The sequence below is a fragment of the Nonomuraea aridisoli genome (genome assembly GCF_003236395.1).
Classification (GTDB): domain Bacteria; phylum Actinomycetota; class Actinomycetes; order Streptosporangiales; family Streptosporangiaceae; genus Nonomuraea; species Nonomuraea aridisoli.
Window position 1 is genome coordinate 1 of record NZ_POUD01000241.1, and the last position, 14,195, is coordinate 14,195.

Genomic DNA, 14,195 nt, shown 5'->3' on the forward strand with positions numbered 1-14,195 from the left:
GGCCCGGCCCCCGCGCCCACCGCGGAGACACTCCCCTTCTGGGAAGGCGCCGCGAACGGGGAGCTGCGCGTCCAGCGCTGCACCTCGTGCGCCCAGCACTACTTCTACCCGCGTCCCTTCTGCCCCCGGTGCGGCTCGGGGGAGGTGGAGTGGACGGCCGTCAGCGGTGAGGCGCGGCTGGTGTCGTACATCATCAACCACCGGCCGCTGCCGCCCTTCGACCCCGGCACGCCGATCATCGTGGCCCTGGTGGAACTGGCCGAGGGGCCGCGCCTGATGACGAACATCGTCGGCGTCGCGCCCGACCCCGAGAACCTGGAGCTGGACATGCCGTTGAAAGTCGAGTTCACCCAGCGGGAGGGCTTCACGCTCCCCGTGTTCGCCCCCGCCGGGGCGGTGGCCTGATGACGTCGATGCACGGCGGCGCCATCGCCATCGTCGGAGCCTCCGAGACCACCGAGCTCGGCGTCCTGCCCGACACCCCCGTGCTCGGCCTGCACGCCGACGCGGCCCGCAACGCCCTGGCCGACGCGGGGCTCACCGCGAAGGACGTCGACGGCGTGGCCACCGCGGGCCCGCTGGCGCTGGAGGTCTCCCACCACCTCGGCATCGAGCCGCGCTGGCTCGACGGCACCATGGTCGGCGGCTGCAGCTTCATGCTGCACGTCCGGCACGCCGCGGCGGCCATCGCGGCGGGCGCCGCCGACGTCGTGCTCGTCACCCACGGCGAGTCCGGCCGCTCGCGCGTCGGCGTCGCGCCGTGGGCCCCGAACCCGGCCTCGGCGACCGGGCAGTTCGAGGCCGTGTACGGAGCCCAGACCCCGTACTCGTCCTTCACCCTGCCCGCGCTGCGCTTCCTGCACGAGCGCGGCATGAACCGCGAGCACCTGGCCCACCTCGTGGTGGCGCAGCGGTCGTACGCGCTGAACAACCCGCGCGCCTTCCGGCGCAAGCCGACCACGGTGGAGGAGGTGCTGGCCGGGCCGCCGATCGCGTACCCGTTCACCCGTGACATGTGCTGCGTGGTGACCGACGGCGGCGGCGCGCTCGTGCTCACCAGCGCCGAGCGGGCGAAGGACCTGCCGAGCGGCGACCGGGCGGTCTATCTGCTCGGCTCCGGCGAGTCGGCCGAGGGGCCGATGGTGTCGCAGATGGCCGATCCGGGCTCGTTCGCGGCCTTCCGCAAGGCCGGGGCGGAGGCGTTCCGCACGGCCGGCGTCGGCCACGCGGACGTCGACCACCTGATGGCCTACGACGCGTTCGCGCACGTGCCGCTCTACATGCTGGAGGACCTGGGGTTCGTCGGCCGCGGCGAGTCGGGCGACTTCGTCAAGGAGGGCAACACCCTCAAGGGCGGCTCACTGCCGATGAACACCAACGGCGGCGGCCTGTCGTACACCCACACCGGCATGTACGGCATGTTCGCCATCCAGGAGGCGGTGCGCCAGCTGCGCGGCGTGGCGGTGGAGCAGCTGCCCAAGGTCGACATCAGCTTCGTGCAGGGCGTCGGGATGTTCTTCGGCGCGGCCGGCAGCCTGGTGCTCTCCCGCCACCAGGGCTGATCCCGGGCGCCGGGGACGGGCGTCCCCGGCGCCCCTCAGCGCGCGCCCTGGCCGTCGTCGACCTTGACGACCGTGCCGGTGACGAACTCGGAGTCCGGCGAGACCAGGTAGAGCAGGGTGCGTTGAGGAGGACGGTGGCGGTGCCGAACCTCTCCTCGGCCGCGTCCAGCACGCCCGCCAGCTGGGCGGCGTCGGGGATCTGCGAGGGCATGGGTCTGCCTTCCGTTCGGTGGGTTCAGTCGAGCACCTGCTCCACGGCCCCGGAGCCGACGAGCTCCCGGACCTCGGCCGGGCTGAAGCGCAGCAGCTCGGTCAGGACCTGCTCGTTGTCCTCGCCGAGCAGCGGTGCGGCCTTGCTGACATGGGGCGGCGTCAGCGACATCTCCACCTGGGCGCCCTCGTAGAGCATCTCGCCCATGACGGTGTGGGTCCGCCGCCGGAAGTAGCGCCGGTGCGCGACCTGCGGGTCCGCCTGCAACCCCCACGCGTCGTGGACGGGGCCGGCCGGCACCCGGGGCTGGAGCGCCCGCACGACCTCCGCGGTGGTGCGGGTTCGCGTCCATGCGGCGATGGCCGCCTCGATCCGGTCCTCCTGCTCCTTGCGTCCGGCCAGGGTGGTCAGGCGGGGATCGGCGGCCCAGGCGGGGTCGCCCAGCGCCGCGCGGAACGCCGCCCACTGGTCGTCGTCCGTCACCGCGACGGCGACCCATTTCTCTCGCCCGCCCTCGGGGCGGCACGGGAAGACGCCGTGCGGGGCGGCGTGCGGTCCGCGGTTGCCGTCGCGGGTCGCGATCCGCCCGGTGAGCTGGTGGCCGACCAGCTCCGGCGCGAGGAACATCAGGCCGGTCTCCAGCTGCGACAGGTCGATGTACTGGCCCTGCCCGGTCCGGTCGCGGTGCTCCAGCGCGGCCAGCACGGCCGTGGCGGCGAACCGCTGCCCGATGAAGTCGGTGTACGCGCCGTACGGCGAGCCGGGGGCGCGGTCGGGCCAGCCGGTGAGCTCGGAGAAGCCGCTCATGGCCGCGAGCACTGTGCCGAAGCCGGCGAAGCCGCGGCGCGGCCCCGTCTGGCCGTTCATCGACGTCGACAGCATGATCACCGAAGGGTTGAGCTCCCGCAGGCGGCCATAGCCGAAGCCGAGGCGCTCCATGACCCCGTCCTTGAACGGCGGCGCGTTCCGCAGCACGTCCAGCGACCGGGGGCTCTCCGTGTGCACCACCGTGGCGCCGTAGTCGGCCAGGTAGCGCGTGGCGAGCGGGCCGACGCCCACCCATGACGCGTCCCAGACCTTGACGTCTTGGAGCGGACCGGGCATCAGATCACCCGCTCGTCGCGGTGGCGGCGCAACTCCAGGGCCGACAGCCCGGCCTCGTCCCGCCACACCGTTTGATTGTCGGCGCCGGGCTCGGGGACCCGCGCGCTACCGGTCAGCGGGCTGCCGTGCAGGCGGGCCCACGTGCCGGGCCACGAGCGTGTGGACCACCGCCTCGGCCGCGGCGTGCAGGAAGTACTGGTCGGCGCTGATGCGGACCGGCGCGCGGTCCGGGTCGCCGTTGAGCCACACCGCCCCGCCCATGGCGGCGACCACGAGGTCGGCGGACGCGTGGCGGGCGTAGGGGCCGCTCCGGCCGAACGGCGTGACGCTGGTGAGCACGATGCGCGGGTTGACGGCGGCGAGCGCGTCGTGGCCGAGGCCCCGCTCCTGGAGGGTGCCGGGGTCGTACGACTCGACGACGACGTCCACGCCGGCCGCCAGCCGCAGGAACAGCTCCCGGCCGCCCGGCCGGGCCAGGTCCAGGGTCACCGAGCGCTTGCCGCGGTTGAAGGCCGGCCAGGCCGGGTTGGGGCGGCCCGGCGGCGCGCCCGGCCGCCGGTCCAGCCGGGACGGATGCCCGCCCGGCGGCTCGACCAGGGTGACGACTCCCCCGAGGTCGGCCAGCATGCGCCCGCTCAGCCAGGCCCGTTCGGTGGTGAGGTAGAGCACCCGCAGCCCCGCCAGGGGGCCTGGGGTCGTCCCTGGCACGTCGGTGGTCATGGTTCACCTCAAGGAGGGGGCCGCCGCCGCCCGGCACGGGCGGTGGCCCCGCGTCTCAGACGCCGAGCTTGCCGGCGAGCCGGTCGAGCTGGTAGTCGGCGTCGCCGGCCAGGACGTTGCCGGCGATCGCGTTCTTGTAGAAGAAGTGGGCGTCGTGCTCCCAGGTGAAGCCGATGCCGCCGTGCAGCAGCATGGTGTTCTTGGCCGCGGTGACGTACCCCGGCGAGACGAGCGCCCGCGCCGCCGCGGCGGCCGCGCCGAGCTTCTCCGGCTCCTCGTCGGCGGCCCGCGTCGCCTCGCGCAGCGCCGCGTCGCACAGCGCCCACGTCGTGTACATGTCGGCCAGCTTGTGCTTGACGCCCTGGTAGGCGCCGATGGGCTGGCCGAACGTGTAGCGGATCTTGGCGTACTCGGTGGTCATGGTGAGGCAGGCCAGCATCGCTCCGGCCTGCTCGGAGGCGATCGCCAGGTTCGCGAGGTCAGCCGCGCGGTCGAGGGCGGCGGCCGCGTCCCCGGCGACGAGCACGGCCGGAGTGCCGTCGAACGTCACGGTCGCCACGCTGCGGGTCGGGTCGAGCGCCTCGTTCCTGGTGACCGTCAGGCCCTCGGCGGAGCCGCGCACGAGATACACGCCGGCTCCGTCGGGACCGGCGGCCTGGACGAGCAGGACGTCGGCCTCGGCGCCGTTCAGCACCGCCTCCTTGACGCCGGACAGCGTGATCCCGCTCCCGGCGTGCAACGCGGAGGTCGCCGGGCTCGCCGGGATCCACTGGCGGTTGCCCGGCTCGCTGACGGCGAGCGTGCCGACGATGCCGCCCTCGGCGAGTTGCGGCAGCAGTTCCCGCTTGACCGGCTCGTCGTCGAGGGCGAGCAGCGTGCCGGCGGCGAGCAGGCACGCCACCAGCGGCGAGGGCACCAGCCCCGCGCCCAGCTCGCGCAGCGCCGCCGACAGGTCCGCGTGGGTGGCGCCCGCGCCGCCGTACTCCTCCGGCACGGTCAGCCCGGCCAGCCCGAGGTCGCCGGCGAGCTGGGCCCAGATCTTCTGGTCGTACGCCTGGTCGCCGGCGATGACCTCGCGGACCTTCGGCAGCGGCGTCCGGTCGGCGACGAAGCGCTTGACCGTCTGGGCGAGGCTCTTCTGGTCATCGGTGAAGATGAGTGACACATGAGCTCCTGAGTCGGTCAGCGCGAGAGCTTCAGCTGGTTGAAGGGCGTGTTCCGGTCGACGCCCGGGTCCTTGGCGAGCCCGAGCACCCGCTCGCCGATGATGTTGCGCTGGATCTCGTTGGTGCCGCCCGCGGTGGCGCCGCCCGGCGCCCCCACGATCGCGGCGGCCACCCGCTCCACGTCCGCGCCGCCCAGGACGACGTCGCCGCCGAGGATGTCCTGCGCCAGGTCGGCCGCCCAGAGCGACAACTCGGCGCCGGCCAGCTTGGCGGCCGACCCGCGGGCGCCGATCTGCAGCCCGGCGGTGGTCTCCTCGTGCAGCACCCGCCCGTACGTCGTGAGCGCCGACTCGCGGGCGTACAGCAGCGCCAGCCGGCGCCTGACCGCGGTGTCGGTGTGCGCACCCCGGGCACGGGCCAGTTCGAGCAGCGAGTCGTAGCTCAGCGGGTTGGAACGGGCGCGGCCGCCGGCGCCGATGGCGACCCGCTCGTTGCGCAGCATCACCACGGCGGCGTCCCAGCCCTTGTCGACCTCGCCGATGACCGCGTCGGCGGGCACCTCGACGTTGTCGAAGAACACCTCGTTGAACGGCGCCTGCCCGGTGGCCACCACGAGGGGCCGCACGGTGACGCCCGGGTGGTGCATGTCGACGACGAACATCGTGATGCCCTTGTGCTTGGGCAGCGTGGGGTCGGTGCGGGCGATGATGGCGCCGAAGTCGCTGTACTGGGCGCCGGACGTCCACACCTTCTGCCCGTTGATGACCCAGCCGTTCTCGGTACGGGTGGCCGTGGTCTGCAGGCTCGCGACGTCGGAGCCGGCGCCGGGCTCGGAGAAGAGCTGGCACCAGATCTCCTCGCCGCGCAACATCGGCGGCAGGTAGCGCCTCTTCTGCTCCTCCGTGCCGAGCTCCAGGATCGTCGGGCCCGGCATGCCGAGGCCGATGACGAAGGGCCCGGTCGGCAGCTCGAAGTCGGCGGCCTCCTCGCTGAAGGCGATCAGCTCCTCGGCGCCGCGGCCCTGCCCGCCGTACTCCTTGGGCCAGGTGATGCCGGCGAACCCCGCCTCCCACAGCGCCTTCTGGAACCGCTTCGACTCCTCCAGCGGGACGGAACTGCCTTCCATGTCGTAGTCGGCGGACTCGTCGAAGGGTTTGGCGTGCTGCTCCAGCCAGCGTCGCGCCCTGGTACGGAACTCGTCGATCGACGTCATGCGCGTTCCTCTCGGAGATATCGCGCGCGGCAGTGGCGGCAACGCGGCCGCCGCCGCTGTATGGGAACACGTTCTGTTTAGCGAAAGGCTGACCCGTTCCCCGGCGGATGTCAAGAGGAAGGGGGTGTGCGGCCGTACCCCCGCATCGCTTCTGAGCCGACTACGGAAACGGGTTATCGTTAGCGGTACGGCCCGCGCTTGGCGGCCGTGGCGTGGCCGGCCGACCGGCCGGGCGCCTTCGCGATTCCGGCGGTCTACCGGTACGAGTTACGGTAAGGTCGGATAATGTCGTGGGCGGTGCTTGGATGGCGCGGACTATTTCGCCGGTTCATGCCTACCCGCCCGCCGTCGAATTCGCTTCGCGGGCCTCGTGAGGATGCCCGCGTCCGGACCCGCATCCCCTGCCCCACCTGGCCGGACGGACGCGCCGCGCACCATCGGAATCGATTCTTTCGGCGGGAAATCGCGGCGCCGCATTACTGCTCGGTCAATTCCCGCCGGAAGGCCGCCGCTCTCCCCCGGCCGGCGTTAACCGAGGCGTTTCAACGACACTCACTAGAACGTGTAATCTTCAGAGGTATGACCCGCGTCAACAAGCGCGGCCGGACAGCGGAGGCTCGCGCCTTCCGGGCCGAGCGCGTCCTGGAAGCCTGCATGGCGCTCGCCACCCGAGGCGGCTACGAGGCGGTCCAGATGCGCGAGGTGGCCCGGATCGCCGAAGTCGCGCTGTCCACCCTCTACCGCTACTACCCGTCCAAAGACCACCTGCTCAACGCCGCGACCAACGGACAGCTCGGCCAGTTGCGCGACGACATCATCCAGCGGCCCCCGCGGCAGCGCACCCCCGAGGGGCGTGCCGCCGAAGTGCTCCACCGGGCGTTCCGGGCCATGCAGTACAACCGCGGCTTCGCGCACGCCGCCCTCAGCGCGTACCACATTCCCAAGCCCCTCACCCAGCAGCCGCAACCCCCGCCGTCGCCCACGCGGCAGCGCGACCCCAGCACCTTCGCCAACATCATGGCCCTGGCCGCCTGGGGTCCCGACCACCGCACCACCGCCGCCGAATACCGCGCCCTGCACATGCTCGAATCCCTCTGGAGCAGCAGCGTGATCGGCTGGCTCAACGGCCAGATGACCCCCGAATACGTCGAAGAACGCCTCAAGTTCGCCGCCAAGCGCCTGCTCCCCGCCGACCCGTCCGCCGACCGCCGGCCCGACCCGGCCGAGCCGGAGAGCGACGACGCGCCCGCCTTCGCGACCGGCGACCTCCTCAGGAGGCACTGACCGACCCGTCAGGCTCCCACCGCAGCAGGTCACGTCGGATGACGGCGAAGGGGAACGTCAGTACGTGGCGCGGCCGCCGCTGATGTCGTAGACGGCGCCGGTGGAGAAGCTGACCTTGTCGGAGGCGGGCCAGGCGATCAGCACGGCGACCTCCTCGGCACGGCCGAGGCGCTTCATCGGGATGAGGCCGGTGAGGTGGGCCAGCGCCTCGGGGCCGGTGGTGGTGTTCATCGGGGTCTCGATGACGGCGGGGCCGATCTCGTCGGCGGCGGTCTGGACGGCGGCCGGATCGGGTGACGTCCACGACGAGGTCGGCGCCGTCGGTCACATCGAGGTGATGACTTCGACGCCGCCGGCTTCGAGGCGGAGGGCGGCGGCCTTGCCCAGGCCGCTGACGCCGCCGGTGATGAGGGCGGTGCGGGACATCGAGGTCCTCTCAGTGGGATTCGCGGGCCACGTGGTCGCCGCTGGAGCCGACGAGGAAGTCGAGGTCGGCGCCGGTGTCGGCCTGCCGCACGGTCTCGACGTAGAGGCGCTGCCAGCCGCGCTCGGGGCGGGCGAACGCGGCGGTCATCTCCGGGGACGGCTCGCGGGCGGCCAGCTCCTCGGCGGGGACGTCGACGTCGAGGCGGCGGTTCTCGACGTCCAGGATGATCATGTCGCCGGTGCGGACGAGGCCGAGCGGCCCCCCGGCGGCGGCCTCGGGGGCGACGTGCAGCACGACGGTGCCGTACGCGGTGCCGCTCATCCGGCCGTCGCAGATGCGCACCATGTCGCGCACGCCTTGGGCGAGCAGCTTGGGCGGCAGCGGCATGTTGGACACCTCCGGCATGCCGGGGTAGCCCTTCGGGCCGCAACCGCGCAGGATCAGCACCGAGTCGGGGGTGACGTCCACGTCGTCGATGCGGGCGTGCAGGTCCTCGACCGAGTCGAACACCACGGCCGGGCCACGGTGCTTGAGCAGATGCGGTGAGGCGGCCGCGGGCTTGATGACGGCGCCGTCGGGGGCGAGGTTGCCGTACAGGACGGCGATGCCGGCGTCCTGCTGGAGAGGTTCGTCGCGGGTGCGGATGACCTCGGGGTCATGAATCGTCACGTTCTGGAACTGGTCGACCAGGGGGCGGCCGGTGACGGTGATCGCCTTGGGGTCGAGCAGGTCGCGTACCTGGTGGAGCACGGCGTGCAGGCCGCCGGCGCGGTACAGGTCGTCCATCAGGTGGCGGCCCGCCGGTTGCAGGTCCACCAGGAGGGGGACGCCGGAGCCGATGCGGTCGAAGTCGTCCTGGGTCAGCTCGACGCCCAGGCGGCCGGCGATGGCCAGCAGGTGGACGACGGCGTTGGTGGAGCCGCCGAGCGCGGCCAGGGCGACGATGGCGTTGAGGAACGAGCCGCGCGTCAGGACGGTGCTGGGACGGCGTTCGGCGGCGATCATCCCGACGATCAGGCGGCCGGTCTCGTGGGCGCCTTCCAGCAGGCGGCTGTCGGGGGCGGGGGTGCCGGCCAGACCGGGCAACGTCATGCCGAGCACTTCGGCCAGCAGGCCCATGGTGGAGGCGGTGCCCATCGTGTTGCAGTGGCCTTTGCTCCGGATCATCGACGACTCCGAGCGCAGGAACTCCTCACCGCTGAGCGTGCCGGCGCGCACCTCCTCGCTGAGTTTCCACACGTCGGTGCCGCAGCCGAGCGCGGCACCGCGGAAGTGTCCCGTGAGCATGGGCCCGCCCGGCACCACCACCGCGGGCAGGTCCACCGAGGCGGCGGCCATCAGCAGGGCGGGGATGGTCTTGTCACAACCGCCCAGCAGCACCACGCCGTCGATCGGGTTGGCGCGCAACATCTCCTCGATGGCCATCGCCGCCATGTTGCGCCAGAGCATCGCGGTGGGCCGGACGTTCGTCTCGCCGAGGGAGACGACCGGCAGGTTCAGCGGCACGCCGCCGGCCTCCCACATCCCGCGCTTGACGTGCTCGGCGACCTCGTTCAGATGCATGTTGCAGGGGGTGAGGTCGGAGGCGGTGTTGGCGATGGCGATGTGCGGCCGGCCGTCGAACGCGTCGGACGGCAGCCCGCGCCGCATCCACGCTCGATGGATGTAGCCGTTGCGGTCGTTACCGGCGTACCACTGAGCGCTTCGGCTCCCCGCCATCAGGCCACCCCTTTTTCCATTATTTGGAACTTTCGTCCGGCTTGTGAAAGCCAGAGGAAGAGTAACCCCATACGTCACGCGACGGGAAGAACTTCCGTTTTTTGGAACGGTGGTCTAACGTTCGGAACATGCCCGAGCTGATCGACGAGCCCAAGCTCGTCGGGTCCGACCGCGTGCTGGCGGTGCTGGCCGAGCTGGCCCGCCACCCCGACGGGATCGGGCTGGAGGAGATGGCCCGCGCGGTCGCCAGCCCGAAGCCGACCGTGCACCGGGCGCTGGCCGCGCTGCGCCGTGCCGGGTTCGCCGCGCGGCACGGTCATGGCCGGTACGTGCTGGGTGACGAGTTCCTCCGGATGGCCTTCGCCCACCACGAGGCGCGGCCCGATCATGTGCGGGTCACCCCGGTGCTCGAGGCGTTGTGCGACCGGTACGGCGAGACGGTGCACTACGCGGTGCTGGACGGCGACTCGGTGGTCTACCGCTCCAAGCTGGACCCGGCTGCCGGCGCGGTCCGGCTCACCTCGGTCGTCGGCGGGCGCAACCCCGCGCACTGCACGGCCGTCGGCAAGCTCCTGCTGGCCCACGGCCTGCCGGACGAGGACGCGGTCCGCGCGTGGGTGGGCGACCGAAAACTGGCGCGCCGCACCGAGCGCTCCATCACCACCGTCGAGGGCCTGCACGCCGAACTGGAACGGGTTCGCGAACAGGGTTACGCCGTCGACGATCAGGAGAGCGAGCCGGGCGTCAACTGCCTGGCCGTTCCGGCGTACCTGACCTCTCCCACGACGCCCAGCGGTGCGATCAGCGTCAGCGGCCTGGCCTACCGGACCCCGTTGCGGACGCTCATCGACGACGTGGCCGCCATCCGTGCCATCGTCACAGGGAAGAAACCCACGTGAAGTTGCCCACGCCCGCTCGAACCCCTGCTGAGAGAGACGCCCGTGTACCTCATGCGCATCGGCGCGCCCGGCGCCGAGAAGCCCGTCGTCCGCGTCGACGAGACGCACTACGTCGACGTTTCCGACCTCACCCCCGACTTCGACGAGCGGTTCTTCGCCGCCGGCGGCCCGGCCCTGCTCGCCGACCGGATCGCCGGCGGTCGGCCCCGGGAGTTCGCCGGTGAGCGGATCGGCGCGCCTATCGCCCGGCCGCACCAGATCCTGTGCATCGGCCTGAACTACAGCGACCACGCCGCCGAGACCGGCCAGGCCGTCCCGGACGAGCCGATCCTGTTCACCAAGTCGCCGAACACGCTCGTCGGCCCGTACGACGACGTGCGCATCCCGCGCGGCGCCACGAAGACCGACTGGGAGGTGGAGCTGGGCATCGTCATCGGCCGCCGCACCTCCTACCTCGGCTCGGTGGAAGAGGCACGGGACGCGATCGCCGGGTACTGCGTGGTCAACGACGTCAGCGAGCGCGCCTTCCAGATGGAGCGCGGCGGCCAGTGGAGCAAGGGCAAGTCGGCCGAGACCTTCAACCCGGCCGGCCCCTGGCTCGTCACCCCGGACGAGATCGGCGACGTGACGAACCTCGGCATGTGGCTGGACGTCAACGGCGTGCGCCGCCAGACCGGCACCACCAAGACGATGATCTTCGACCCGTACGTCATCGTGCACCACCTGAGCCAGTTCATGGTGCTGGAGCCCGGCGATCTCATCAACACCGGCACCCCGCCCGGCGTCGGCATGGGCCACAACCCGCCCGTCTGGTTGCGGCCCGGCGACGTCATGGAGCTCGGCATCGACGGCCTCGGCGCCCAGCGCCAGCACGTCGTCGGACCCCGATAGATGCGCGCTCTGGTCCTGACCGGCCCTGGCGAAGCCGAGGTCCGCGAGGTCGAACCGCCTGTCGCCGCGCCAGGCGAAGTGGTGGTGGACATCGAGCGGGCCGGCGTGTGCGGCACGGACGTCGAGCTGTTCACCGGCGAGATGAGCTACCTGCGCACCGGCCGTTCCTGGTACCCGCTCCGTCCCGGCCACGAGTGGTGCGGGCGCGTCAGCGCGGTGGGCGAGGGCGCGAGCCCTTCGTGGCTCGGGCGGCGAGTCACCGGCGACACCATGCTCGGCTGCGGTCACTGCGACCGCTGCCGGGCCGGCCGTCACCACGTGTGCGCCGAGCTCGCCGAGATCGGCATCAGCCGGGGCCGCCCGGGCGCGCTGGCCGAGAAACTCGCGGTGCCCGCCACGGCCCTGCACCACCTGCCGGACGTCGTGGATCCCGCTCTCGGCGCGCTCGTCGAACCGGGAGGCAACGCTCTGCGGGCCGTCCGCGCCGCGGCGCCGGCGGCGGGCGAGCGGGTTCTGGTCTTGGGCACGGGCACGATCGGCCTCCTCACGGCGCTGTTCGCGCGAGCCGGCGGAGCCGAGGTCCACGTGATGGGGCGCGACGACCACGGTCTTCGCCTGGCCGAGAGCCTCGGCTTCACCGACGCCTGGACCCGGGGGTCACTGCCGTCGCTCCCCTGGGATGCGGTCATCGACGCGTCCAACGCGCCCGAGCTGCCCGCTCTCGCGCTCGACCTCGTCGAGCCAGGCCGGCGTGTCGTCTACATCGGCCTGGCCGGTACCCTGTCCACGATCGACACCCGTGACCTGGTGCTCAGAGACGTCACCGCCGTCGGCATCCTCGGCGGCTCGGCCGGCCTGGCCGGAGCCATCGCCGCCTACGCCGACGGCTCGGTCGACGCCCGGCCGCTCGTGGCCGCCACGGTCGGCCTCGCCGAGGCCGCCGGCGTCCTGGCCGGACGGCGGCCGGCCGGCGCCGGGCCGGGCCCGAAGATCCACATCGACCCCCGCCGATAAGAGAGTACGAACGTGATCGACATGCCGGACCCCGCTCTCCTCGCCGCGGTGGACGCCGCCGTTCCGGGCATCACCAGAACGCGGGCGAGCGACCGGCTCGGCATGGCCCACGACGCCTCGCACTACCTGCTCACCCCGCAGGCGGTGCTGGTGCCCGAGAGCGCCGAGCAGGTCGGCGCGCTGATGCGTACCGGTCTGCCCCTCACCTTCCGCTCGGGCGGCACCAGCCTGAGCGGGCAGGGGGTCAGCGAGCATCTCCTCGTGGACACCCGTCGCCACTTCCGCGGGATCGAGGTGCTGGACGACGGGCGGCGGGTGCGCGTGCAGCCGGGCGCGGTGCTGCGGCAGGTCAACGCCCGCCTCGCCGCGTACGGCCGCAAGCTCGGCCCCGACCCGGCCAGCGAGTCGGCGTGCACGATCGGCGGCGTGGTGGCCAACAACTCCAGCGGCATGACCTGCGGCACGCACGCCAACACGTACCGGACCCTGGAGTCGATGACGATCGTGCTGCCCAGCGGCACCGTCCTCGACACCGGCGCCCCCGACGCCGACCAGCGCCTGCGCACGCTCGAACCCGAGCTGGCACAGGGCCTGGAACGGCTGCGCGACCGCGTGCGGGGCAATCCCGACTCGGTCCGCCGGATCACCGCCCAGTTCGCGCTCAAGAACACCATGGGGTACGGCCTCAACAGCCTCCTCGACCACGACTCCCCCGCGCAGATCCTCGCCCATCTGGTCATCGGCAGCGAGGGCACGCTCGGCTTCGTCGCCGAGGCGGTCTTCCGCACGATGCCCGCGCACCGGCTGGCCGCCACCGGCCTGCTCGTCTTCCCCACCCTGCGCCAGGCCATGGCCTCCATGCCCGACCTGGTCGCCGCCGAGCCCGCCGCCGTCGAACTGCTGGACGCCGAGTCCCTGCGCGTGGCCCAGACCGACCCGAAGGCCGACGACGTCCTGCGCACTCTCACCGTCGCCGAGCACGCGGCGCTCCTGGTCGAATGGCAGGAGTCGGACTCCGACCGGTTGTCCGACCGCGAACGCGCCGCCGACGAGCTGTTCCCCTCGCTGTCGCTGGCGGCGCCCGCCCGGCTCAGCAGGGACTCCGGCGGCCGGGCCGGGTTGTGGCACATCCGCAAGGGTCTGTACGCCTCGGTCGCGGGCGCCCGCCCCAGCGGCACCACCGCCCTGCTGGAGGACGTCGCCGTCCCGGTGCCCGCCCTGGCCGAGCTCTGCGACGAGCTGACCGCCCTGCTCGCCGAGCACCGCTACGAGCGCAGCGTCATCTTCGGCCATGCCAAGGACGGCAACCTGCACTTCATGCTCAACGAGCGCTTCGACACCGAACTGGAGCGCTACGCCGCCTTCACCGAGGACATGGTCGAGGCCGTCCTGTCCAGGGGCGGCACGCTCAAGGCCGAGCACGGCACCGGCCGGGTCATGGCGCCGTTCGTGCGCCGCCAGTACGGCGACGAGCTGTACGAGGTGATGCGGGAGATCAAGCGCCTGTGCGACCCGAAGGGCACGCTCAACCCCGGCGTCGTCCTCACCGACCGCGACGACGCCCACCTGCGCGACCTCAAGGCCGTCGCCACCGTCGAGCCCGAGGTGGACCGGTGCGTGGAGTGCGGCTACTGCGAGCCCGTCTGCCCGAGCCGCGACCTGACCACCACGCCGCGCCAGCGCATCGTGCTGCGCCGCGAGCTGGCCGCCGCCGTTTCCGCCGGCGACCACGCCCTCGCCCGCGAGCTGGAAGCCGAGTACGCCTACGACGCCGTGGACACCTGCGCCGTGGACGGCATGTGCGCCACCGCCTGCCCCGTCGGCATCAACACCGGTGACCTGACCAAGCGCCTGCGCGCCGAACGCCACGGTCCCGCCGCGCAGAAGAGCTGGAAGACGGCCGCCCAGCACTGGGACGGCGTCACCCGGGCGATGAACCTGGCGCTGGACACCGCCGCCGCCACCCCGCCCGCGCTTCCCGAGGC

At 72.5% G+C, this 14,195-nt stretch carries 13 protein-coding genes; 7 read left to right on the forward strand and 6 right to left on the reverse strand.

Annotated elements, in window-relative coordinates:
- Nucleotides 1-405: Zn-ribbon domain-containing OB-fold protein (locus C1J01_RS37365; protein WP_220040275.1), on the forward strand; the 405-nt coding region annotated here is incomplete at its 5' end.
- The gene (locus C1J01_RS37370; RefSeq protein ID WP_111183690.1) at nt 405-1,562 is read left to right on the forward strand and encodes a thiolase C-terminal domain-containing protein; all 1,158 of its coding nucleotides are present in this window, start codon (nt 405-407) and stop codon (nt 1,560-1,562) included. The genes C1J01_RS37365 and C1J01_RS37370, both read left to right, overlap by 1 nt.
- Before the next feature lie 235 nt (nt 1,563-1,797).
- On the opposite strand, the gene C1J01_RS37380 is transcribed toward C1J01_RS37370, so the two are convergent.
- The 4 genes from C1J01_RS37380 to C1J01_RS37400 form a co-directional block, all read right to left on the reverse strand.
- Nucleotides 1,798-2,877: a CaiB/BaiF CoA transferase family protein gene (locus C1J01_RS37380; RefSeq protein ID WP_111183691.1), complete on the reverse strand. Its 1,080-nt coding sequence runs from the start codon at nt 2,875-2,877 to the stop codon at nt 1,798-1,800.
- Between the two features lie 105 nt (nt 2,878-2,982).
- Complete coding sequence (locus C1J01_RS37385; protein ID WP_111183692.1) at nt 2,983-3,597, reverse strand: CoA transferase; 615 nt, start codon at nt 3,595-3,597, stop codon at nt 2,983-2,985.
- Nucleotides 3,598-3,652: 55 nt separating this feature from the next.
- The gene (locus C1J01_RS50425; protein ID WP_181449186.1) at nt 3,653-4,762 is read right to left on the reverse strand and encodes an acyl-CoA dehydrogenase family protein; all 1,110 of its coding nucleotides are present in this window, start codon (nt 4,760-4,762) and stop codon (nt 3,653-3,655) included.
- Nucleotides 4,763-4,779: 17 nt separating this feature from the next.
- Complete coding sequence (locus tag C1J01_RS37400) at nt 4,780-5,976, reverse strand: acyl-CoA dehydrogenase family protein (protein ID WP_111183693.1); 1,197 nt, start codon at nt 5,974-5,976, stop codon at nt 4,780-4,782.
- 579 nt (nt 5,977-6,555) lie between these two features.
- On the opposite strand from C1J01_RS37400, the gene C1J01_RS37405 reads away from it, so the two are divergent.
- Nucleotides 6,556-7,260 (forward strand): TetR family transcriptional regulator, encoded by a 705-nt coding sequence (locus C1J01_RS37405; protein ID WP_181449187.1) that lies wholly within the window; start codon nt 6,556-6,558, stop codon nt 7,258-7,260.
- Between the two features lie 57 nt (nt 7,261-7,317).
- Here C1J01_RS37405 and C1J01_RS37410 read toward each other — a convergent pair whose 3' ends face one another.
- Nucleotides 7,318-7,518, reverse strand: coding sequence for an SDR family oxidoreductase (locus C1J01_RS37410; RefSeq protein ID WP_268958779.1), 201 nt, complete (start codon nt 7,516-7,518; stop codon nt 7,318-7,320).
- A gap of 178 nt (nt 7,519-7,696) precedes the next feature.
- Nucleotides 7,697-9,406, reverse strand: coding sequence for an IlvD/Edd family dehydratase (locus C1J01_RS37415; RefSeq protein ID WP_111183696.1), 1,710 nt, complete (start codon nt 9,404-9,406; stop codon nt 7,697-7,699).
- Between the two features lie 128 nt (nt 9,407-9,534).
- On the opposite strand from C1J01_RS37415, the gene C1J01_RS37420 reads away from it, so the two are divergent.
- The 4 genes from C1J01_RS37420 to C1J01_RS37435 all read left to right on the forward strand — a co-directional run.
- Nucleotides 9,535-10,305 carry an IclR family transcriptional regulator gene (locus tag C1J01_RS37420; protein ID WP_111183697.1) on the forward strand — a complete coding sequence of 257 codons (771 nt, stop codon included), beginning with the start codon at nt 9,535-9,537 and terminating at the stop codon, nt 10,303-10,305.
- A gap of 42 nt (nt 10,306-10,347) precedes the next feature.
- A complete protein-coding gene (locus C1J01_RS37425) occupies nt 10,348-11,196 on the forward strand; it encodes a fumarylacetoacetate hydrolase family protein (protein ID WP_111183698.1) in 849 nt (282 codons plus the stop codon).
- A complete protein-coding gene (locus tag C1J01_RS37430) occupies nt 11,197-12,210 on the forward strand; it encodes a zinc-dependent alcohol dehydrogenase (protein ID WP_111183699.1) in 1,014 nt (337 codons plus the stop codon).
- 21 nt (nt 12,211-12,231) lie between these two features.
- Nucleotides 12,232-14,195, forward strand: a 1,964-nt coding sequence (locus tag C1J01_RS37435) for an FAD-binding and (Fe-S)-binding domain-containing protein (protein WP_111183702.1), incomplete at its 3' end; no start/stop codon positions are given.

Bases quoted from the DNA above. Each gene is read 5' to 3' on its own strand.
- C1J01_RS37370 (WP_111183690.1), top strand. From the start codon at position 405: ATGACGTCGATGCACGGCGGCGCCATCGCCATCGTCGGAGCCTCCGAG.
- C1J01_RS37380 (WP_111183691.1), bottom strand. From the start codon at position 2,877: ATGCCCGGTCCGCTCCAAGACGTCAAGGTCTGGGACGCGTCATGGGTG.
- C1J01_RS37385 (WP_111183692.1), bottom strand. From the start codon at position 3,597: ATGACCACCGACGTGCCAGGGACGACCCCAGGCCCCCTGGCGGGGCTG.
- C1J01_RS37400 (WP_111183693.1), bottom strand. From the start codon at position 5,976: ATGACGTCGATCGACGAGTTCCGTACCAGGGCGCGACGCTGGCTGGAG.
- C1J01_RS37405 (WP_181449187.1), top strand. From the start codon at position 6,556: ATGACCCGCGTCAACAAGCGCGGCCGGACAGCGGAGGCTCGCGCCTTC.
- C1J01_RS37415 (WP_111183696.1), bottom strand. From the start codon at position 9,406: ATGGCGGGGAGCCGAAGCGCTCAGTGGTACGCCGGTAACGACCGCAAC.
- C1J01_RS37420 (WP_111183697.1), top strand. From the start codon at position 9,535: ATGCCCGAGCTGATCGACGAGCCCAAGCTCGTCGGGTCCGACCGCGTG.
- C1J01_RS37430 (WP_111183699.1), top strand. From the start codon at position 11,197: ATGCGCGCTCTGGTCCTGACCGGCCCTGGCGAAGCCGAGGTCCGCGAG.